General features: G+C 73.2%; 15 protein-coding genes. 9 read left to right on the top strand and 6 right to left on the bottom strand.

Going from position 1 to position 21,459, the window contains the following annotated elements:
• Positions 1–30 precede the first annotated feature (30 nt).
• Entirely contained in the window at positions 31–588 is a 558-nt protein-coding gene (locus AC5L38_RS28725; RefSeq protein WP_495245948.1) for a helix-turn-helix domain-containing protein, read from the top strand.
• Positions 581–1,459 carry an SRPBCC family protein gene (locus AC5L38_RS28720; protein ID WP_495245947.1) on the top strand — a complete coding sequence of 293 codons (879 nt, stop codon included), beginning with the start codon at positions 581–583 and terminating at the stop codon, positions 1,457–1,459. Before AC5L38_RS28725 ends, AC5L38_RS28720 begins: the two co-directional genes overlap by 8 nt.
• A gap of 28 nt (positions 1,460–1,487) precedes the next feature.
• Here the strand turns inward: AC5L38_RS28720 and AC5L38_RS28715 are convergent, their stop codons facing one another.
• The 3 genes from AC5L38_RS28715 to AC5L38_RS28705 form a co-directional block, all read right to left on the bottom strand.
• Positions 1,488–1,826 (bottom strand): hypothetical protein, encoded by a 339-nt coding sequence (locus tag AC5L38_RS28715; protein ID WP_495245946.1) that lies wholly within the window; start codon positions 1,824–1,826, stop codon positions 1,488–1,490.
• Positions 1,827–2,001: 175 nt separating this feature from the next.
• The gene (locus tag AC5L38_RS28710) at positions 2,002–2,448 is read right to left on the bottom strand and encodes a VOC family protein (protein WP_495245945.1); all 447 of its coding nucleotides are present in this window, start codon (positions 2,446–2,448) and stop codon (positions 2,002–2,004) included.
• 98 nt (positions 2,449–2,546) lie between these two features.
• The gene (locus AC5L38_RS28705) at positions 2,547–3,590 is read right to left on the bottom strand and encodes a M12 family metallopeptidase (protein WP_495245944.1); all 1,044 of its coding nucleotides are present in this window, start codon (positions 3,588–3,590) and stop codon (positions 2,547–2,549) included.
• A 318-nt stretch (positions 3,591–3,908) separates the two neighbouring features.
• On the opposite strand from AC5L38_RS28705, the gene AC5L38_RS28700 reads away from it, so the two are divergent.
• Complete coding sequence (locus AC5L38_RS28700; protein ID WP_495245943.1) at positions 3,909–6,353, top strand: helix-turn-helix transcriptional regulator; 2,445 nt, start codon at positions 3,909–3,911, stop codon at positions 6,351–6,353.
• A gap of 195 nt (positions 6,354–6,548) precedes the next feature.
• Here the strand turns inward: AC5L38_RS28700 and AC5L38_RS28695 are convergent, their stop codons facing one another.
• Positions 6,549–9,239, bottom strand: a complete 2,691-nt coding sequence (locus tag AC5L38_RS28695) for a CHAT domain-containing protein (RefSeq protein ID WP_495245942.1) — start codon at positions 9,237–9,239, stop codon at positions 6,549–6,551.
• 185 nt (positions 9,240–9,424) lie between these two features.
• Between AC5L38_RS28695 and AC5L38_RS28690 the strand changes: the two genes are divergently transcribed.
• The 4 genes from AC5L38_RS28690 to AC5L38_RS28675 all read left to right on the top strand — a co-directional run bounded on the left by AC5L38_RS28690 (position 9,425) and on the right by AC5L38_RS28675 (position 12,798).
• Positions 9,425–10,873: a S8/S53 family peptidase gene (locus tag AC5L38_RS28690; protein ID WP_495245941.1), complete on the top strand. Its 1,449-nt coding sequence runs from the start codon at positions 9,425–9,427 to the stop codon at positions 10,871–10,873.
• Between the two features lie 66 nt (positions 10,874–10,939).
• Positions 10,940–11,518, top strand: coding sequence for an RNA polymerase sigma factor (locus tag AC5L38_RS28685; protein WP_495245940.1), 579 nt, complete (start codon positions 10,940–10,942; stop codon positions 11,516–11,518).
• 14 nt (positions 11,519–11,532) lie between these two features.
• The gene (locus AC5L38_RS28680; RefSeq protein WP_495245939.1) at positions 11,533–11,967 is read left to right on the top strand and encodes a hypothetical protein; all 435 of its coding nucleotides are present in this window, start codon (positions 11,533–11,535) and stop codon (positions 11,965–11,967) included.
• 234 nt (positions 11,968–12,201) lie between these two features.
• The gene (locus tag AC5L38_RS28675) at positions 12,202–12,798 is read left to right on the top strand and encodes a hemerythrin domain-containing protein (RefSeq protein ID WP_495245938.1); all 597 of its coding nucleotides are present in this window, start codon (positions 12,202–12,204) and stop codon (positions 12,796–12,798) included.
• A gap of 210 nt (positions 12,799–13,008) precedes the next feature.
• Here the strand turns inward: AC5L38_RS28675 and AC5L38_RS28670 are convergent, their stop codons facing one another.
• Positions 13,009–14,019: an iron-containing redox enzyme family protein gene (locus tag AC5L38_RS28670; protein WP_495245937.1), complete on the bottom strand. Its 1,011-nt coding sequence runs from the start codon at positions 14,017–14,019 to the stop codon at positions 13,009–13,011.
• On the opposite strand from AC5L38_RS28670, the gene AC5L38_RS28665 reads away from it, so the two are divergent.
• The gene (locus AC5L38_RS28665) at positions 14,003–14,347 is read left to right on the top strand and encodes a hypothetical protein (protein ID WP_495245936.1); all 345 of its coding nucleotides are present in this window, start codon (positions 14,003–14,005) and stop codon (positions 14,345–14,347) included. The two genes, AC5L38_RS28670 and AC5L38_RS28665, sit on opposite strands and share 17 nt — an antisense overlap.
• 531 nt (positions 14,348–14,878) lie before the next feature.
• Complete coding sequence (locus AC5L38_RS28660) at positions 14,879–15,637, top strand: GAF domain-containing protein (RefSeq protein ID WP_495245935.1); 759 nt, start codon at positions 14,879–14,881, stop codon at positions 15,635–15,637.
• A gap of 118 nt (positions 15,638–15,755) precedes the next feature.
• Here the strand turns inward: AC5L38_RS28660 and AC5L38_RS28655 are convergent, their stop codons facing one another.
• A complete protein-coding gene (locus tag AC5L38_RS28655; RefSeq protein ID WP_495245934.1) occupies positions 15,756–21,140 on the bottom strand; it encodes an amino acid adenylation domain-containing protein in 5,385 nt (1,794 codons plus the stop codon).
• Positions 21,141–21,459 lie beyond the last annotated feature (319 nt).

Genomic DNA, 21,459 nt, shown 5'->3' with positions numbered 1-21,459 from the left:
TAGTTTTTTACGTACAAGGTTGATTTTGCGATGAGAGACGTCCTGTATCTGGAGCAGATCGAGCAGGCCGAGGCCCTGCTCAAGCCGCAGCGCATCGAGGTGCTGCGGCAACTCGCCGAGCCGCGCTCGTGCACCGAGGTCGCGGCCCTGCTCGACCAGACCCCGCAGCGGGTCTACTACCACGTCAAACGCCTGGTCGAGGCGGGTCTGGTGACCCAGGTGACCGAGCGCAGGGTGCGCGGCATCCACGAGGGCGTCTACCAGGCGAGCGCCCGTTCCTACTGGCTCTCGCCCCGTCTCGTCGGCCGGATCGGGCTGCGCACGACCCAGGACGAGCTGAGCCTGGGTTACCTGCTGGATCTCATGGAGGAGGTCCAGGCCGACATCGGCGCGCTCGACAGGACCGCGCCGGAGCTGCCGTCCATCGGCGTGTCCGGCGAGATCCGCGTGCCCCCCGAGCGGCGTCAGGAGTTCCTGAACGACCTCCAGACGGCACTTCAAGATCTTTTCACCCGTTACGGCGGCGCCGAAGGGGACGCCTTCAAGCTCGCCGTCGCCTGCTACCCCAAGGGAGACCCCCGTGAGTGAGCCGATGAAGCTGAGCGCGCGCGTGGCCGCACCGCTCAAGAAAGTCCACCACGCCCTGACCGACCCGGGCGAGCTGCGCGTCTGGCTGGCCGAGCACGCCGAGGTCGAGCTGCCGCACCGGTACGAGTTCTGGGGGCGCCACACCCCCGACGGGGAGACGCCCCGCCAGCGCCTGCTGCACGTCGACGACCACACGCTGCGCTTCTCGTGGCCGCTCGGCGGCGAGGAGACGACCGTCGAGATCACCCTGGAGGAGGAGGGCGCGGAGTCGACCATCGTGTCGCTGACGCAGACCCACTTCGACCAGGAGGCCGCGATCGCCGACAGCGGCGTCCTGGGGACGCTGCAGACGTTCTGGTACCTGTCGAGCGCGAACCTGGTCGACCACCTGGAGGGCCGCGAGCTCACACCGAAGGCCGACTTCACCTCCCCGGTCATGCGGGAGGAGCTCGTCATCGGCGGCTCGCCGGAGGAGGTGTTCGACTCGCTCGTCAACTCCGAGAAGTTCAGCCGGTGGTTCGGCTACAAGGTCGACGTGGAGCCGTACGTCGGCGGGCGGTTCGCGATGGGCGGCTTCGAGGCCAACGACGCGCCCGCGAAGGTCGTCGCGCTGGAGCCCGGCCGCGGCCTCTCCCTGGAATGGCCGGGCCTCGGCGTCTCCAGCTGGGAGCTGGAGGGCTCGGGCGGCGCGACGCGGCTCACCTTCGTGCAGAGCGGCTTCGACGAGAAGAACCCCCCGTACGCCGGATGGATGGGCTGGCTCAGCGGCCTCGCCGAGCTGCGCCGCTTCCACGAGCTGAGCGACTGGCGCCCGATCTGGCTCGACCCGGCCGCGCCCGACGCCACGGAGGGAGCCACGGTGAGCGGCTGAGCGCGGGGCGGGGTCGGGCGGGGTGTCGTCACACCGCCCGGTCACGCGCCCCCGTGGAGCCTGCCTCCTTCGTCGCCTTCCTCCTCACGACGGCCACCCCCGCCAGGAGGGCGACGGCGAGCACGAGGCAGACGATGAGCACTTCCACCGGCCAGTCCAGCAATCGCGGCAACGCCATCACGGCGAAGGCGAAAGCGGAAGCCAGCAGGGTCCATGCGTGCGTTCTCACCGGAAACGCCCGCTCCCCTTTGGTGGACAGGGGAGGAAACCGGCCTGTCACCAGCGTGTGAACACCCTGAGCGGCCATCACGAACGCGACCCCCAGAAGACCCCAGCTGACCACTGCCAACACCGTTTGCGTACTCATCAGGATCGCTCCCAGTCCTCGTCTCCGGCGAGTGGAAATCCCCTTCAGATAGGCGGGCCCTGCCCTGGGAACGGCGAGGAAAACCATTCACTCGAATGACGGCGCGCGGTTCCGGCCCGCCTTTCCCGCTCGGAAAAGTTCGTTCAGAAAAGCCCGCCGCGAGAATCCCGAGAATCTAGCTGACGCAGAACTCGTTGTCCTCGTGGTCGAGCATCGTCACCCCGTAGAAGTCGTCGTTCTCCTCCACCGTCAGCGCTTTCGCCACGGTGGCGCCCAGCGCCGTCAGCCGGGCGACCTCGGCGTCGACCCGCTCCCCGCGGACCGCCATAGGCGCCTTGCGGTCCTCGTTGGCGCGCAGGTCGAGGTGGAGGCGGTTCTTGGCCACCTTGCCCTCGGGCACCTGCTGGAACCACAGCCGGGGCCCGACGCCGTCGGGGTCGACGACGGAGTCGTAGCCGTCGAAGAGCTCCTCCTCCGGCAGCCCGGCGGCGCGCCAGTAGTCGTTCCAGCTCTCGAACCCCTCGGGGGCCTCCTCCAGCCGGTAGTGCAACGCCTCGGCCCAGAACCGCGCCAGCCGGTCGGGGTCGGCGCAGTCGAAGGTCACCTGAAACCTGACCGCCATGATCGTCTCCGTGTCGCCGTCGTGTCGCCACCTCGCCGGCGCGTCGCCGGCGCCGACGATCCTGCACCACCCGTACGACAGTTCCCGGCCCCCGGCGCTCACCAGCACATGACGGCCGCCTGGCCGGGCCCCCAGCAGGAGTGGACACGCGCGCGCAGGACGTAGCGGCGGCCCCTGCGCAGATGGACGCGGAGCGACGCGTTGCGCGGGCACCCGCCGTCGTCGTCGCCCGCCAGATAGCGCGGGTCGCCGCCGACCTCCTCGAACAGCGCCAGCACCGTGTCGCACTCGCCGAAGACGCCCACGGTGTAGTCACGGGTGGCACGAGGCGCGATCACGAAGTCTCGCTGCTCCCCCGCCCCGGTCCCGAGCGGGGCCGAACGGAACGGCCGAAGCTCGGGCGGCGGCTCGGCCCCCGCCGGCGGGTACCAGCGGCGGGCGAACGCGGCGTCGGGCTCGGAGACGGTGCCTGGCGGCACGATCCCCGCCCGGTGGCACGGGGGTTCCAGGATGAGCCCCGGGCCGAGCCGGTACCCCATGACGGACAGTGGATCCCACACCGGGCCGTTCGCCTCGCTCTCGTCGAGCCTGCGGATGACGTTGTGGAACGTCCGCGACCTCGGCCAGAGATTCGGCGGCCCCGCGAAGTCCTCGTAGACGGCCTCCTCGTCCCAGAGGATGCCCGAGTACGGGCTCTGGTGCTCGTGGACCATGCCGATGACGTGGCCGATCTGGTGCAGCACGGTGCCCCTGCCGGACGCCCCGGTGAGGTCCCAGCCGAAGTTCACCGTGCGGGAGGCGGTCCCGACGCGCAGCGCGTCACGTCCCACGGCCGACCACGATCCGGCGTCCCGCCGGAACCCGATCCGTACCTCCGCCTCGGTACGGTCGGCGACCTCGGCGAACTCCAGCCCGATGCCGAGGTCCTTCCACTCCTGGAAGCCCCGGCGCACGGCGTCGCGCTGCCCGCCGTCATGCCGCTCGCCCAGGAAGCAGTAGTGCAGCACCGTACCGTTCAGCCAGGCCCTCCGCCCCGAGAGCAGGGCCGCGCGGCGCCTCCCCTCAAGCCCGTCCGGCGGCCTGTGGGCGGGGTACGACGGGAGCGAGCACTGCCGGCCGCGCTCGCCGTCGTCCGCCCTCATCGCGGTCCTCGCGGCGTGGGGGCCCCCGCCCGCGGGCATGGTGAGGAGATCAAGGAAACCGTGTCCACATGCCACGAGACTGGGGACGGAATCCCGGCCACGCATGAGTAGGGCCTACTCAATTCCCACTCGATTCCCACGGAATCCCGGGCGCGCACGGGTGAGACCCGCTCGATCGCCGGGGAGTCCCGGGCGCGCACGAGGAATCCCGGGCTCGCGCGCGGAGGGCTGCCCGATTCCACAGGGTCCCGGACGCGCATCAGGAGGATCCGCTGGATTCCGCCTGTATCAGGAACGCGCGGCCCGGCTCATACCGCTGTGAGAAACCCACGGTCCCCCTGGCCCTTCACGGCCAGGACTGAGGAACTCGATCTCGTACGGCGAAGCCTGGCGGCCGGTCGCCGGGGCGTCGTCGTGACCGGTGCGGCGGGGAGCGGCAGGAGCCGCCTGGCCGCCGAGGCCGTAACCGTACCCGTACTCGTACCCCTGCCCGTTCCCGAGGCCGTGACCGAGCCGGTTCACGCGCGGGTCGCGGGAACGCAAGACACCCAGAACACCCCGTTCGCCGCCTTCGCCCATCTCCTTTCCCGCCTCACGCGTGGAGCGGGGCTTTCCACCTTCCGTGATTCCGCGAGGCCTCCCGTCCCCCCGTCCCTCACGGGGTCCTCCCCGCGCCCCGGGGGGCTTCTCTGCCCGCCGGACCCGGTCGAGGCGCTGGACGGGGTGCGCGTGCTCGTCGTGGACGACGCCCACCTCCTCGACGACTCCTCGGCGGCGCTCGTCCACCGCCTGGCGCTCAAGGGACGTACCCGCCTGCTCGTCACGGTCAGGGAGGGCGTGCCCGTGCCGGAAGACGTCTCCAGGCTCTGGAAGGAGAACCTCCTGCCGCGCGTCGCACTGGCCGCCATGACGGAGCGCGAGTGCGGCGAGCTGCTGTCCCGGGCGGTGGGCGGCTACGTGGACACCCTCACCGTCCGGCGCCTGCACCGGGCGAGCCGCGGTGACCTCCGCCTCCTGCGCGAGCTGGTCGTCGCCGTCCACGCCGGAGGGGACCTGAGCAACGTGTCGGGCACGTGGACCTGGCGGGGCACTCCCCCGATGACGGCGCGCGTCAGGGAGCTGGTCGAGGACACGATCCGCGACGTCGACGGGGAGGAACGGGAGGCGCTGGAGCTCATCGCGTCCGGCAGGCCGCTGAGGCTCATCATGTCCGGCGAACCAGCGGAACCCACCGCGTTTGGCACGTTCCAGGATCTCGGCGCGTCCGGCGGGCTGCCGGAATTCTCCCCGTCAGGTGAACCGCTGACCCAGAGCACGCTGTCCCCGGGCACGCCGGCTTCGGGCACGCTGTCTTCGGGCACGCCGGCCTCGGACTCCCCGTCCCCGGGCACGCCGGGCGCCGGGACGGCCTTCGGCGTTCTCGAACGCCTGCGGACGAAGGGGCTGGTCACCGTGGACGACCGGCTGTCGGTCCGGCTCGCCCACCCGCTGCACGGCCCGGTGCTCAGGGCCGCCGCGAAGCGCCCGGGGACGGGCGGGCCGTCCGGCGCGCACCGGGCCCCGCAGGCCACGGCCACGGGCGCGGCGCTGGCGGGCGAGTGCGAGGAGCTGGCCGCACGCGCGTACACGGGACACCTCTCGGGGATACCGCGCGGCGTCGGCGAGCGGATGGCCGAGGACGACACCGGCTGGGACGAGCCCGCGATGCCGGAGTTCTGCGCGCGGCGCGCCCGAGTCGCCCGGCTCTGCGGGGAGACCCGCGAGGCCATCGCCTGGAGCCGCGAGGGACTGCGCCGCTCCCCCCACCACCACGCCTGCCTGGCCGAACTCGCGCACGCCTCCGCCTACATCGGCGACCTGACGACCGCGCGGCAGGCCCTGTCGCGCGGTCCGGCCCTCGGCGAGGACGCACGCACACGCGGGCGGCCCGCTTCCCAGGCCCGGCCCCCGGCCTCCCCACGATCCCCGGTCTCTCCGGTGCCCCCGGTCTCCCCGGCACCATCGGCGTTCCCGGGATCCCTCGCGTTCCAGGCGTTCCCGGCCTCCCCGATCTCCCCGGCACCGCCGGAACCCACCGCGGACGCGCGGTCGTGGGCGCTCGCCGCCGAGCGGGCACGGACCTGGACGCTCGCCGCCGAGGGAGACCTCGACGGGGCCCTGCGCTCCGCGCTGCGCGCCGCCGGAGACGACCCGCTCGGAAACGGTCCCTTCGGGAACGACACGCTCGAAGACGACTCACCCGGAGACGACCTGTTCGCGCTGCACGACGTGGTGCGGCTCGGGACCCCCGAACTGGTCGTCGACCGGCTCGGGAGGCTGGCCGAGCGCGCGGAGGGAGACCTCGCCCCCCTGCTGGCGCGGCACGCCCGAGCGCTGGCCGGGCGCGACGGTGAGGCCCTGGACAAGGTGGGGCGGGGTCTCTCCGACCTCGGCCTGCTGCTGCACGCGGCGGAGGCGTTCGCGCACGCGGCCCTCATCCACGAGGACCGGCGCGCCTCACAGGCCTCCAGGAACCGGGCCTCCGCCCTGGCGAGCGCCTGCCAGGGGGCGCGCAGCTCCGCCCTGGTCAACCTCGCGCTGCCGAGACTCACCGCACGCCAGCGGCAGATCGTCAGCCTGGCCGCGGCGGGCCTGACCAACCGGCAGATCGCCGAGCAGCTCACCGTGTCGATCCGTACGGTGGCCAACCACCTGTGCGACGCCTACGCGCGGCTCGGCAGCAGCGACCGCGCCGGGCTGGGCAGGCTCTTCACCGTCGGCTGACGCGGCGGGCCGGCCGGGCGCACCGGGCGGCTCGCCCAGCCGGGTGCCGGACCTCACCCGGCCAGGGGCACCGGGTTCCGCCCGGCCGGAAGCACCCGGCCTCACCCGGCCTCACCCGGCCTCACCCGGCCGCACCCGGCCGCAAGCAGCGGACCCCGCCCGGCCGGAGGCGTCAGGTACCGCCGACGGCGGAGGTCAGGCCCCGCCGATGGCGGAGAAGGACCAGCCGGTCGCCCGGTTGAGGGCGTCGCCCGGCATCGCCAGCCTGGCGTCGCGCAGGGCCTCGGCCATGCTCAGGCCGCGACGCAGCCCCTCGTGCAGGGCGAGCATCAGCGGCACCACCGCCTCGTCGTCGACGGGCACCGAACTCGCCACGATCCCGGCCGTGCCCAGCGGCAGCAGCGCCGTGGCGAGGCCGAGCAGCTCGTTCGCGCCGACCGGCTGCAGCCTGCCGGAGTCGCAGCTGGACAGGACGATGCGGTACGGGGCGCTGTGGAGCCGTTCGAAGTCGTGCACCGTGAGAGGGCCGTCGTCCATCCTCAGGGAGGAGAACATCGGGCTGTCGGAGCGGAAGGTGCCGTGCGCGGCGATGTGGGCGAGCCTGCTGCCGTCGAGCGCCGCGAGCACGGCCGGGGCGACCGCGGTGCCGGACCCCAGCACGGTCGCCTCCCCGTACCGCGCGGCCAGCAGCGGGACCTCGGCGCCGCCCGTCGCCAGGCCCGGCCCCCTGACCAGCACGACCCGCTCCTTCGACGGCGACGGCTCGATCCGCCGGGCGCGGAGCCAGGCACTGGCGGAGGGCGACACGCTCAGCACCCGCTCGCCCAGCGCCGGCAGCAGCGCCCAGGGGACGCCGTGCAGCCTGCCCGGCGGGACGACGACCACGGGGCCGTCCCCGAGGTGGCGTACGGCGGGACCGAGCAGCGACTCCTGGAGGCGGCGCCCGCCCGCCTCCAGGACGGGCAACCGGCCCTCCGAGCCTCCGTACGCGATCCGTCTGAGGCCCGCGCGGGCGTGGTCGGCGTCGATCGCCGCGTCGGCCAGCCGTCCCGCGGCGAACCTGCGCACCCGGCCCCGGCCGCAGAGCAGCACGTACAGCTCGCCGTCGACGGCGACGATCTCGATCAGCCACCCGTCGCCGAGCCCGTCGAGCAGGGGGCCCGCGTCGAAGCGGTGCCCGTCGAAGCCGCCCTCGCTGCGGGTGCGGAGCGTCCGGGCGCGGATCTCCTTCTCCAGCCGCCGCTGCTCGCGCTCCAGCGCGGGGACCGGCACGCCTCCCGGCCTCGCCGTGTCGACCCGGCTGCTGATCTCGCGGAAGGCCGTCACGTCGCGCAGCAGCTCGGGGTCGTCCGGGGGCCGGGTGGGCGGGACCGCGAGCACGGTGGCGCGCCAGCGCTCGCTCCAGCCGAGGAACCGGCGGGGGCTCCCCCCGGCGAGGGTCGCCCGCTGCGCGAGCACGGCCAGCTCCGCCCCCTGCGCGCTGGCCCGCGCCCGCAGCTCCGAGGCGCCCAGGGTCATCCTGTGCTCGTCCAGCAGGTCGAGCCCCCGGCGGCAGGCGTCCAGCACGCCGCGCGTGCGACCCGCCGCGGCCGCCCGGAGCGCCTGCGCCACCCAGCCGTCCACGCGGGCGAAGGCGGGCCCGCGCCCCCTGGTCCTGGCCGCGGCGGCGAGGTGCCGTTCCGCGTCGGCCTCCCAGCCGAGGGCGAGGGCGGTGCGTCCGGCCAGCAGCGAGGCCTGGACCGCCTCGGGGGAGCGCAGCTCCGCCAGCCGTACCGCGACCTCGGCGGCGTCGCGCACCGAGCGGCCGGAGACCTTGCCCGCCGCGAACCTGGCCTGCACCAGCACCAGCCGGGCGTGGACCTGCCACCAGTCGCGGCGCTGGCTGGAGAACAGCCGGATGGCCGCGCTCGCGCGGGCGATCGCCGCGTTCGGCTCACCCGCCGCGATCGCGGCCCGCGCGGCGATCAGGAGGAGCTCGGCGCTGCGGGTCGTCTGCCCTCCCATGCGGTTCAGCTGTTCCGTGGCGGCGTCGGCCTCCTCCAGCGCCTCGCGCGCCAGCCCTGCCGCCAGAAGCACCCCGCACCGCCGGATGTGCAGCACGAACATGGGCGTGCCGAGGGCCTCGTAGCGCCCGGCGGCCTCGTCGAAGAGGCGCAGCGCCGCGGGCAGGTCGCCGGACCGGAACGCCGCCAGCCCGCGGCTCTCCACGGCGTCGGCCTTGTCGTGCTCCTGGTCGGTGGTCTCCCACAGCCGCTCGGCGGCGACGAAGTCGGCCTCGGCCCGTTCGACGGACCCCATGGCCAGGTGGACGGTCGCCCTGAGCGTGAGGGCGCGCGCGGTCCAGATCGTGTCCTGGGCCCGGCGCAGGGTGGGGATGGCCCGCCGCAGGTCGTCGAGCGCCTCGCGGTGCCCGCCGAGGACCCACCAGGCGTAGCCACGGCGGAACAGCACGCGGGCCCCGGTGACCCCGCTGCCCCTCTCGACGGCGGCCTCCAGCGCCGCCATCCCCTGTCTGGTACGGCCCGCGTGGATGAGGGCGGCGCCCAGGGTCGCCAGCACGTCGGCCTCGCGGTTCGGGGAACCGGACCTGGCGGCCAGCGCGCGGGCCTGCCGCAGGTGGCGGATCGCCACCCCGAGGTCGCCGAAGTCGCGATGCCAGATGCCGATCACCTGGTGGGCGACGGAGGCGTCGTGCGGGGAGGGGGCGCCCGGCGACCCCAGGGACCCCGGGGACCCCGGGGACCCCGGCGACCCCGGCGACCCCGGCGACCCCGACAACACGGCCCGCGCTCCGGCCAGCGCGTCCGCCGGGCGGGCGAACACCAGGGGCAGCAGGGAGAGCGGGTCTCCCGTGGGCGGCGGGATCCGCGAGCTTCCCCCGGTCACGGATCGATGTTAGACGTGGTGTGTTCAGGGCGTCCATGCCGAGGAGCCCTCCGAGGGCGCCCCCTGTCCGGCTCCGGACCTCCGTTCCCGCCACGGGATCCGCCCGGGGGGTGTATCAGTGAGGCACCCCGCGACTCTTAACCCATGGCGACGTCAGGACATCTCGGAGACAAAGGACGGCGAATATGTCACCAGACAGGTTCCAGGAACAGTTCGATCAGATCCAGGCCGCCATGGGGGACGAGATCGTGCTCGCCGCGGGCTACGAGGATTCGGAACGCATGTTCCTCTACCAGAAGGGCTACATCCTCGCCCGCGAGGACGACGCCGACGAGGTCGTCTCAGCGGTGAGGAACGCGTTCGTCCGGGACCGCGGCGACGACTACCAGGCCGACAACGTGAGGGTGGAAGGGGACAACAGTCCGGGCGGCGTGCTCAGGATCCGGGTCGGCGAGCCGGACAGGAGCGAGCGCTCCCGCGACCGGGACGTCTCGGACGCGCTGAGGGCCGTCGAGGGCCTGGAGCGTCACAACGAACGTCGCATGGTCTCCAGGAACCACATCGTGTCCATCGCGGTGAACTGCTGTCCCGGCGACGAGCCGGTGCCGGTGCCCCGGGACAGGTCGCCCAACCCGGGGGTGGTCGCTTTCTCCGGCGAGGGCGCCGTGCCCGTGTCCGTCCTCGTGGTCGACACCGGCCTGGTGGAGAACTACGCGTCGCACACGTGGATGAGCCGTGTCCGGGGCATGACCAAGGAGGTCGAGTTCGACAAGGAGGGCATCCTCAAGCAGTACGTCGGGCACGGCACCTTCATCGCCGGGCTGGTCAGCGCCGTCGCGCCCGGTGCCGACGTCGAGGTGCACGGGACGCTCGTCAACGCGGGCGCCATCTGCGAGAAGGACCTGGGCGACAAGCTGCTCGGCGGAATGCTGCCGACAGGCAGGTGGCCCGACATCATCAACCTGTCCGCGGGGACGCCGAGCACGTGCGCGCAGACGCTCCTGGGGCTCGAACGCTTCATGGACGCGCTGATGGATCACCCCGAGACGCTGCTCGTGGCGGCCGCGGGCAACAACGGCAACAGCGTGAGGTTCTGGCCCGCGGCCTACGCCGACCACCCTCGCTACGGCGAGGCCGTGGTGTCGGTGGGGGCGTTGAGGAGCGACGGCACGGGTCGCGCCTGCTTCAGCGACTACGGGCCGTGGGTGAAGACGTACGCGCCCGGTGAGCGCCTGGTCAGTGCTTTCACCGCGGTGGACCCCACTCCCGCCGAGTACGACTACCAGCACTCAACCTTCCCCGAGTGCCGGTACGGCTACGACTACGACTGCACCTGCCAGTTCCCGGAGCACCGGGGCGAGCTCAGCGAGAACGCGAAGGGGTCGCCGGCCGCCCTGCCCGAACGCGTCGTGTTCGACGGCCTGGCGGAGTGGAGCGGCACCTCCTTCTCCGCGCCCGTGGTGGTCGGCATGATCGCCGACTACATGGCGCGGAACAAGGGGGTCGGTTCCCGGACCGCCGCCGAAAGGCTTCTGAGCGAGCCCTCCGGCGGCACCCTGCGAGGGGTTCCCGTCCCGGCCCTCATCCCCTGCTCCTGGACACCGGCGAGCGTGCGAAGTGTCACGGGGCCCTGAAAACCACTGCGGGTGGATCGGCCCTCCGTCGTACGATGACAGTCCCGAAAGCAAGGGGACGTCACCGTGGACCGAGAATCGATCGGCATCCTCTTCCGCGCCGCGGTGGACACCGACGACGCCGCGGCGTGGAAATCCCTGGTGGAAGGTCTCAGCCCCCTCGTGTGGTCCGTCGTGCGCGCCCACGGGCTGAGCGACGCGGACGCGCAGGAGGTCTACCAGACGACCTGGTTCCGGCTCGCACAGAACCTCACGCGGATCCGCGAGCCGGAGAAGGTCGGCGCGTGGCTGGCCAGCACGGCGCGCAACGAGTGCATCAAGGTGATCAGGGCCGCCCGGCGGGTCTCGCCGAGCGGCGACCTGGAGGCGTTCGACCGCGCCGCCGACGACCGCACCCCGGAGCAGGCGGTGATCGACTCCGAGGACGCCGAGCGGGAGCGGGAGCGGGCACGGGCGACCTGGCAGGCCTTCCAGGAGCTCGGTGAGAGCTGCCAGCGGTTGCTGCGCCTGCTCACGGCCTCGCCGCCGTTCAGCTACCAGGAGGTGTCGGCGACGCTCGGCATCGCCGTCGGGAGCATCGGGCCGATCCGGCAGCGCTGCCTGCGACGGCTGCGCGTCCTTCTGGACAGGCGAGGTTTCCAATGAGCGCGGGGTTTCCGATGAGCGACGACGAGCTGGAGGCGGAGCTGCGCCGCGCCGTCGAGCTGTTCGATCCCGTTCCCTCGCATCTCATGCAGGTCGCGGTCGAGGCGTACACGCTGCGCACGCTCGACGCGGAGCTGGCCGAGCTGGTCTTCGACTCCCTGAGCGGGTCCTCGCAGGTGCGGGGTGAGGGGCAGCCTCGCATGCTGACCTTCCAGGGCGCGGGGCTCACCGTCGACCTGGAGATCACCGTGACCGCCGGCGGCGGGCGGGTGGTGGGCCAGCTGATGCCGCCGCGCCACCTTGAGGTCGAGGTCCTGGGCGGCCGGCCGGTCACGCTGACGGCCGACGACCTGGGCAGGTTCATCTACGACGATGTTCCCGCCGGGCCGTTCAGCCTGCGCTGCCGTCTCGGGGACGCGACGGTCGTCACCGAGTGGATCACCGTCTGACGCCGGCGCGCCCGGCGTGCCCGGGTCGCGCTCGGGTCCCGGGGCTCGCTCGGGTCCCGGGGCTCTGGTCCCAGGTCCCGGGAGGACGTGCGCGCGTCCGGGTGGAATCGCCGTCTGACGGAGGCCCGCGCGATGGGCACGGCTCCCGACGTACGCTCGTCCGCATCCCCTGACGAACCTTGGGTTTCGGTGCCCAGGTGGGGGTAACTGGCCTGGTAGACGACAGGGGGACTCATGAGTGACCGCCGGACCGTGCCCGAGTTGATGGGTGAGAACGACGTCGTGGACCTGCTGGTGCGCCAGCACGCGATGATCAGAGATCTGTTCGACGAGGTCGAGGAGTCTCCCACCGAAGCGCAGCGGGCCGAGGCCTTCGAGCGTCTCGTGCGGCTGCTGGCGGTGCACGAGACCGCCGAGGAGGAGGTCGTACACCCCTACGCGCGCCTCAGGATCCCGAACGGGGACGAGGTGGTCCGCGACCGCCTCGCGGAGGAGAGGGAGGCGAAGCAGATGCTCGCCGACCTGGAGAAGCTGGGCACCGGCCATCCCGGCTTCTCCGGGCATCTTCAGATGCTGCGGGCGGCGGTGCTGGCCCACGCCCGCGCCGAGGAGTGCTACGAGTTCGCCCAGTTGCGCGCTCGGACGAGCGTGGCCGAGCGCCGGGCGCTGGCGGCCGGGGTGAAGGCGGCCGAGGCGCTGGCCCCGACCCACCCGCACCCGGGTACGGAGTCGATGGTGATGAACCTGCTGTTCGGGCCGCCCCTGGCGGTCTTGGACCGGACGTGCGACGTGATCCGCCAGGCCATGCGGATCGCGGGGCCGCTGAGGTAGGCGCCTCCCCTGCCGCTTCCACCGGCGGTGACCGGCCGTGAAACCGGGCCGGGACGGGCCGGCGGGGCCCGGACGGGGAGCCGAGGCCAGGGCCGGGACGGGGGGCCGAGGCCGGGGCGAGGTCCTGGGATCGAGGCCAGGGGCGGCAGGGGCTGGACGGCGGGGTCCGGGAGGGGCTGAAAGGCGGGGTCCGGGAGGGGCTGGGGCCGGTCACGACCTCGCCGCCGTACCCGCCTCCCGCAGCGAGGAGGCGCCGCGACGCCAGTGGCTCATGACGTGCTCGGCGAAGAGCCGGTCCAGGGTCAGGGCGCAGGCCGCCCCGTACAGGACGTCACCGGCCCGCGAGGGGTACCGCGTCGCGAACCTGCCGCACATGTCGTCGGCGGCGATCCGCTCGTGTACGGCGTCGGCGCGCGCCCGCTCGTCGTAGAAGCGCCTCGCCGCCTCGTCGCCGCCCAGCCTGCGCAGGCCCAGGGAGTACAGGTGGCAGGACGCCGAGGAGGTCATCTCGACCGCCGCCAGGTGGCCCAGCAGCGCTCCGAGGTGGCGCCGGTGCAGCCCGAACAGCGACATGGCGTTGGAGACGGCCAGCGTGACCGCCGGGACCCGGTCGAGATAGGCGCCGTAGGAGTCGTCCATGCCCAGCCCGCGCAGGGTGGCGCGGAACAGCTCCGAGCGCATCCGCTCGGCCCTCCCGCCGCCGTACGCGTCCGCCTGGATCTCCACCAGGGCGGCCTTGGGACGGTCGCTCAGCCGGGGGATCGCCCAGGTGCGCGGGTCGGACTCCTTGAGGTGATGGATCGACCGGTGCGCGGCGAACTCGCGGAACTGCTCCGGGCCGGCCCGTTCCCGGAGGAACCCCGCCAGATCGGGCCCGTCCACGGCGGCGGCCACCAGCTCGGCCAGGGCCTGGCGCGTCTGCTCCGGCCGCGAGCCCGGCGGGTACCGTACGGCCCGCGCCAGCCCCTCCTCGAACCGCGCCTCCAGGATCTCCCGCACCTCCAGCAGGGAGGGATTCCACTCCCACCGGTCGTCCACGCCCTCGAAGCCCTGGTAGTGCAGCTCGTAGCAGACGAAGAGGGCCAGCTGCACGTCCTCGTCCTCAAGGACCGGGCCCGCGAACCGCGCCGGGAACGACAGGAGCGGGAGCGAGAGGAGTCCGAAGCGGTGCGGCGGGCGCACCAGCCGTTCGAAGAGCAGGGAGGTGATCGGCCCTCGCACGGCGGGCAGCGCGGGAGCGCCGCCGGGAACCCGCGAACCCTGCGGGGCCGGGAGGGTCCTCTTCGAACGCGAGGGGGACGACGAGGCCGACGGGGGCGGCGAGGGCCGCACGGCCGACGGGGACGACGGGGCGCTCATGGAGCCCGTGGAGTTCAGGGACGGCGGGAACGGCGGGGACGGCGGGAACGGCGGGAACTCGGAGGCTGCCGGAAAGCCGGGAACCGTCGGGGGCGGGAACCCGGGAATCGCCGGGGGCCCGCTCGCGCTCTCGGGGGGATCCTCCACCGTGACGCCGTCGTCGTGGACGTCGGCGGTGCGCCGCCCGTAGTGAGCGGACGCGTCGAACCCGCGCGTCATGCGTCCCCCCGTTCGATGACCCTCAGACCGGTCCGATGCCCGCCCCGGAGCCCTCGAAACGCCCTCAAGATCGCTGCTTCCTCCCGATGAGCTGCGGAGACGACAAAATACGCCGATGTCGCGGTGGCTCCGGAGGTACCCCTGCCGTCCAGGCGATCCCCCATCCCGGAGCCGGGGTCGCCTTCGGACGAAACCGCACCGGTGGAACAAGACATCGATTCGGGATGTTTGGCAAGACCGTTTACGGTCATTCGTGGAGAACCCTGACGTCCCGTGGTTCCCGCCCGTCCCCCTACCGGAAGCGGTCCTCGTGTCTGCCTCTCCATCCGCGTCGGCGCCCGCCGACCCACCCGCCGTCGCGAACGGCGGACCGTCCCCGGCCGCGTCCGCCCCCGGAGACGAAGCGGAGACCGTACGCCCGGCTCATCCGAACAGCACCGGCACCGAAAACCCACGCGAACGGCCGGCTCCCGATGACGACGCCGGAACCGGGCGACCGGCCGTGCCGCGGTGGCACGAGATCCTCGGCGCCCCCTCGGACGGAACCTTCGACGAGATCGTCAAGCTGGCCGCGACCGTGTTCGACGCCCCCGTCGCCACGGTCAGCGTCGTCGACACCGACCGGGTGTGGTTCGCCGCCGCCCACGGGCTGGACGGGGTGGAACAGGTCGGCGTCGAGCCCGGCCTGTCCGTCTCGGCGGTGCTGTCGGACGGCCCGTACGTCGTGGAGGACGCCGCGCTCGACCCGCGCACCCTGGACCACCCGCTGGTCCGCGGGGAGCCGGGGGTGCGGTTCTACGCGGCCGCCCCGATCGTCACCGCCGGGGGAGATCGGCTGGGCACCGTGGACGTCGTCGACCGGCGCCCGCGTGAGGTCACCGCCGCGCAGACGGCGGTGCTGACCGGGCTCGCCGCGCTGGTCGCCCGGCACCTGGACCTGCGTCTGGAGACCGTCCACGCCATCCGGGCCGAGCGGCGGCTGCGCGAGGACGCCGACGAGCGCGGCACCGTGACCGCCGCGCTCGCCGAGCGGCTGCGCCAGGTCGCCGCCGAGGAACGCGAGACGGGCCGTCCGGCACTGTGCCAGCTCGGCGGCTCGGGACGGCAGTGCGCCGAACCCGCCGAGCTCAAGATCGCCGATGGCTGGGGCGACTCGGCGTGGGCCTGCACCATGCACGCGGAGGAGGCCCTCTTCGTGGCCGCGGTGTTCATCGCCAACAAGGACCTCGGCGGCCTGAAGGCCTATCTCGACCGCCCCTGACCCGCCCAGCGCCGCTCCCGGTAACGCTCCCGGACGGATCCCGGCCACCCTGTGCCCGGATCGCCCTGGAAGCGCGCTCGGGCGCGGACCGTCGAAGGGGCGGACCGTCGAAAGGCGGTCAGGCGTTCACCCCTGCCCGGCGGGCCTCGATCGCCTCCAGTCCCACCTGGTCGTCGGGGAGGGCGTCGGGCATCTCGGTGTCGAGCCGCACCAGCCTCCTGACCCGCAGCGAACCGGCGACAACCAGCGCCATCCCGAGGGCGCAGACCAGGTAGAGCAGCCCGATCCCCCGGCCGGGCCCCACCCCGATCACCGCGCCGACCGTCGAGGCGAGCGGGCCGCCGGGGACGAGCAGCGGGTCGAGCAGGGCGGTGCCCAGCGGGGCCACCAGCCCCATGCCGATCGGCAGTGTCGACCAGGCGACCAGGGTGTTCAGCGCGAAGACCCGGCCGTGGTAGCGGTACGGCACCTTGATCTGGACGATCGTGGTGTAGATCGAGTTCATGACCGTGAGGAAGAAGGTCAGCGCGAACGCGCCGATCCCGATCGTCACCAGCGACGGGCTGACGCCGACGACCACGCTCCCCGCGGCCATCGCCAGCGTCGCGACCAGGACCCCCCGGAAGCGCCGCTTGGGCGGCCCGCCCCACAGCGCCATGGTGAGCCCGCCGAGCAGCACGCCCAGGCCGCTCACCACCGAGACGCGGCTGACGTCGGCGAGGGTCGCGAAGGAGAGCACCAGCGGTGACACCAGCAGCAGGAGCGGCGACAGGAAGATGTTGAGCACCGCGAAGAAGACGAGCATCGAGCGCAGGCCCCGCTCGTTCCAGGTGTAGCCGAACCCCTTGGCGATCTCGGTGGTCAGCGGCTCCCTCGGCCGCCACGGCAGCGTGTCGGGGAAGCGGACGAGGAGCACGACGGCGATCGCGAAGACGTAGCTGATCACGTCGATGGCGACGATGCCGCCCAGCCCGATCCAGGCCAGCAGACCGGCGGCGATCAGCGGGACGACCAGCTGCGCCACGCCGCCCGCCATCTGGGTGACCCCGATCGCGTGGCCGAGGTAGTGCTTGGGGACGAGCTGCGGGACCGCGGAGTTGTAGGCCAGCCGCTGGAAGCTGCTCGCGACCGACAGCGAGATGACCAGCAGGTAGATCTGCCAGAGCTGGAGCTCACCGAACAGGATGATCCCGGCGAGCACCGCCTGGATGGCGGCCGAGGCGCAGTCGGCCAGCAGGATCACCCGGCGCCGGTCGCCCCGGTCCACGATAGCCCCGGCCAGCGGCGAGATCAGCAGCCCGGCGAGGTTGAGCACGGCCAGGATCGAGAACTGCGTCACCGAACCCGAGTCGACCAGCACCGTGAGCGGCAGCGCCCACCCGACGAGCGCGGAACCGATCATGGATATCTGCTGGCCCGCGGAGAAGGTGAGGAAACGCCCCATGCTGGGCTGCACGGCTTCCTTCGCGGGCTTCGGGTCCGACGTCCTGGCGACCCCGTGCACCCACCAGGTGTCGTCGGGCCCGCGTTCCGGGGGCGCGTCCAGCCGTTCGTGGACCCGCAGGATCCCGGCCAGCTCCTCGGCCCGGTAGCGCAGGAAGAAGTGCCCGCCCTCGTCGAGGACGACCAGGGCCGCGGTGTCGGCGATGAAGTGCCACTCCCTGAACCGCTCCTCGTAGAAGTCGGTCGCCGGGTCGCGCTCGCCGATCACCGAGACGACCGGGGCGCGCAGCCGGACCCGGTCGGGGGTGTCGAACAGGTCGGTGAAGTACTTCTCGGCCGCCTTGCCGTCGTGGCGCATCGTGCGGATGATCCGGTCGGCCACCCCCGGGTCGAGCTCCTCCAGGTCGACGCCCCGGGCCTTGAGCCAGTTGATGTCGCCCTGGCTGCGGCGCAGGCTCTCGAACTCCCCGATGCGCGACAGGGTGCGCATCAGGCCGCGGGGACGGGCGAAGGGGAAGATGGCCCCGATGTAGACGGCCTCGACCTCGCGTCCGGCCGCCTCCACGCGCCTGGCCAGCTCGGTGGCGAGACCGGCGCCGACCCCGCAGTGGCCGTAGATCACCACCGGGCCCTCGACGGTCCGCAGGATCTCCTCGGTGCAGCGCCTGGCGACCTCGTCGAACTCCTCGGGCTCCTCGTCCAGCCCGACGTCGTTGCCCGGGATGGCGACGGCGTAGAGCGCCTGGTCCTCGGGGAGCGCGTCGGCGAGCGGCTGGTAGACGATCGCGCTGCCCGAGCCGTACGGGACGCAGACGTAGCTGCGCGTCACCGCGCGGCGGGGGGTGAGCCGCTGGAGCAGCGGGCGCACCCCTCCGCCGCCGGGGCCGCCGACGAACCCGGCCAGCTCCCGCACCGTACGGAAGGAGAACAGGTCCACCAGGCCGACCTGCAGGCTGCCCTCGGGCAGGGCCCTGCGCAGCTTGGCCACGACCTGGATCGCCAGCAGCGAGTTGCCGCCCAGGTCGAAGAAGTCGTCGCCCGCGCCGACGCGCTCCACCGAGAGCACCTGCTGCCAGACGGCGGCGATCGCCCGCTCGGCGTCGTTCTCCGGCTCGGCGTACTCGGCGGCGCCGGGCTTCTCCGGGGCGGGCAGGGCCTTGCGGTCCAGCTTGCCGTTCGGCGTGAGCGGCAGCGCGTCCAGGGTGACGAACAGCGAGGGGACCATGTAGTCGGGCAGGGTGCCGCCGAGGGCGACCCGCACCCGGGCGGTCTCCGGCGGCTCGTCCGCGACGAGGTAGGCGACGAGCCGCCGGTCCCCCGGCACGTCCTCCCTGACGATCACCGCGGCGTCGCGCACCCCCGCGCGCTCCCGCAGCGCCGTCTCGATCTCTCCCAGCTCGATCCGCAGGCCGTGCAGCTTGACCTGGTCGTCGAGACGGCCGAGGAACTCGATCGTGCCGTCGGGCAGCCACCGGGCCGCGTCGCCGGTCCGGTAGACGCGGTCGTCGCCGAGGGGGAAGAACCGCTCGGCGGTGAGCTCGGGCCGCCGGTGGTAGCCGAGGGCGACGCCGACCCCGCCGATGTGCAGCTCGCCGGGTACGCCCACCGGCACCGGGCGGCGGTGCGGGTCCAGCACGTGCAGCGCGATGTTCTGGATCGGCGCGCCGATCGGCACGCTCGTCCGGCCCGCGAGCGCCTCGGCGGTGCAGTGCCAGGAGGAGACGTCGATGGCGGCCTCGGTGGGACCGTAGAGGTTGTGCAGCTCGGCGCCCGGCAGGGTCGCGAGGCAGCGCAGGGCGAGGTCGACCGGGAGTTCCTCACCGCTGCAGACGACGCGCCGCAGCGAGGTCAGGTCCCCCACGCCGTCCTCCGACAGGAAGATCCCGAGCATCGAGGGGACGAAGTGCGTCGTGGTGACGCCCTCCGAGGCCACCAGTTCGCGCAGGTAGGCCGGGTCGCGGTGCCCGCCGGGCTCGGCCAGCACCATCCTGGCGCCCGTCGTGAGCGGCCAGAAGAACTCCCAGACCGACACGTCGAACCCGGCGGGCGTCTTCTGCAGGACGACGTCGTCCGGCGTCAGGCCGTAGCGCTTCTGCATCCAGTCGAGGCGGTTGACGATGCCGCGGTGGCTGTTCGGCACCCCCTTCGGCCTGCCCGTCGAACCTGAGGTGTAGATCATGTACGCGGCCGTCCCCGGCTCGCCCGCACTCCCCTGAACATCCCCGGTGGCGGCCCAGACGGCGGGGTCGTCCAGCGCGAGGACCGTGGCGCCGTGCCCGGCCAGCCGGTCCGCCAGGTGCCGCTGGGTCAGCACCACGGCGGCGCCCGCGTCCGAGAGCATGAAGGCGAGCCGGTCGGCGGGATGGTCGGGGTCGAGCGGCACGTAGGCCGCCCCCGTCTTGAGCACGCCCAGCAGCCCGGCCACCAGCTCCGCGGACCGCTCCGCGCAGACCGCGACCAGCGAGCCCGGCCCCGCCCCCGAGCCGCGCAGCACGCGGGCCACTGCGGCGGCCCGCTCGTCGAGCTCCCGGTAGGTCAGCGACTCGCCCCTGAAGGTGACGGCGGGCGCGTCGGGGGTCCGCGCCACCTGGGCCTCGACGAGGCCGTGCAGCGTCGCGCCGGCGGGGAAGTCGGCCGCCGTGGCGTTCCACTCCTCGGTGAGGAGGCGGCGCTCGGCCTCCCCCAGCGGGTCCAGCTCGCTCACCGGGACGCCGGGTCTGGCGACGGCGTCCCGCAGGAGGTTCTCCAGGTGCCCGGCCATGCGCTCGACGGTCGAGGCGTCGAACAGCGCGGTCCGGTAGGTGAAGGTGGCGGTCATGCCGCCGTCGGCGGCCGGGACCAGGTAGAGCTCGACGTCGTAGCGCGCCGAGCCCGGCGCCATCGCGAAGTCCTCGGCCCTCAGCTCACCGGCGGCGTTCGCGGAGACGGCGAAGTCGTGCATGGAGAAGAGCGCGTCGGCCAGCGGCTGCCTGCTCGGGTCGCGGGGCACGTCGAGCGCGTCGACGAGCCGCGTGAAGGGCAGATCCTGGTGGTCGAGGGCGTCGACGACCACGTCGCGGGTGCGGGTGACGAGGTCGGCGAAGCCAGGGTCGCCGTCGAGGCGGGCGCGGAGCACGAGGGTGTTGACGAACATGCCGACCACGTCGTCCAGCCCGGCCTTGGTCCGCCCGGCGACCGGCGTGCCGACGGCGAGGTCGTCCCGGCCGCAGTAGCGGGCGAGCAGCACCTGGAAGGCGGCGAGCAGGGTCATGAAGCGGGTCGCGCCGCGCTCCGCGCCCAGCCCGGTCAGGGCGGCGACCAGCTCGGGGTCGAGCCGGTGGACGTGGGAGGCGCCGTCGAAGGTCAGCCGGGGCGGGCGCGGCCGGTCCGAGGGCAGCTCCGCGTGGGGCAGCCCGGCCAGTTCCCCGCGCCAGAAGGCCAGCTCGCGCTCGAACGACCGCCCGCGCTGCCAGAGCGCGAAGTCCCCGTACCGGACGGCGGGCGCGGCGGGGGCGTCTCCCCGGTACAGCGCGAGAAGGTCGGCGAAGAGCAGCTGGGTCGACTGCCCGTCGGCGGCGATGTGGTGCACGAACAGCGCCAGGACGTGCTCGTCGTCGGCGATCCTGATCAGGGTGGCGCGCAGCAGCGGCCCCTCGGCCAGGTCCAGCGGCTCGGCGCTCTCCGCGCCGATCAGCTCGGCGGCCTCGGCGTCCGTGGCGGCCTCGGCCAGGCGCAGCGGCACCGGCGCGGCGGGAACGACGTGGACCGCGGGCCGCCCGTCCTCCGTGGCGGGGAAGCGGTGGCGCAGGCTCTCGTGCCGGTCCGTCAGCGCTGCCAGCAGGTCGCGCAGCCGGTCGACGTCGAGCGGGCCGCGCAGCCGCACCGCGACCGGGATGGTGTACGTGGAGGTGCCCGGGTTGAAGTGCTCCATGAACCACACGGGCTCCTGGACCGGGGAGAGCGGGGGAGGCGTGCCCTCGGGCCTGCGCGGGATCTCGGGACGCTCGGTGTCGACGGCCTCGCCACGGAGCCTGCGCCTGAGCAGATCCCGCCTGGCGTCGGACAGATCGGCGACGGACATGGCCTCATCCCCCTGTGACGATGTCTCCACGGGTACGCCGGGACAGCGCGGCGCCGGGGCGAGGGGGCGCGGCGCGCTCACGATGAATCCACAGAAACCATCGGATGCGCACCCCAGTGTGCGCAGAACAGGAAGGAAGGTATCCCAAAGGAATCCACGACTCCATCGAGGTCCACTGGCCACTTCCGGCAGCAGGAAAGGGGTGACGGCCCCCACCACGAGCCGACGGGAACACCGCTGAGAGCACCGGTGGAAACGTGGTGAAACCATGGGGAGGGCACCGGGAGAGCAGCAGGAGAACACGGCACCCGGCGCGCGG

It is taken from the genome of Streptosporangium nanhuense (assembly GCF_059358815.1).
This window is presented reverse-complemented; position numbering and strand designations above follow the sequence as displayed.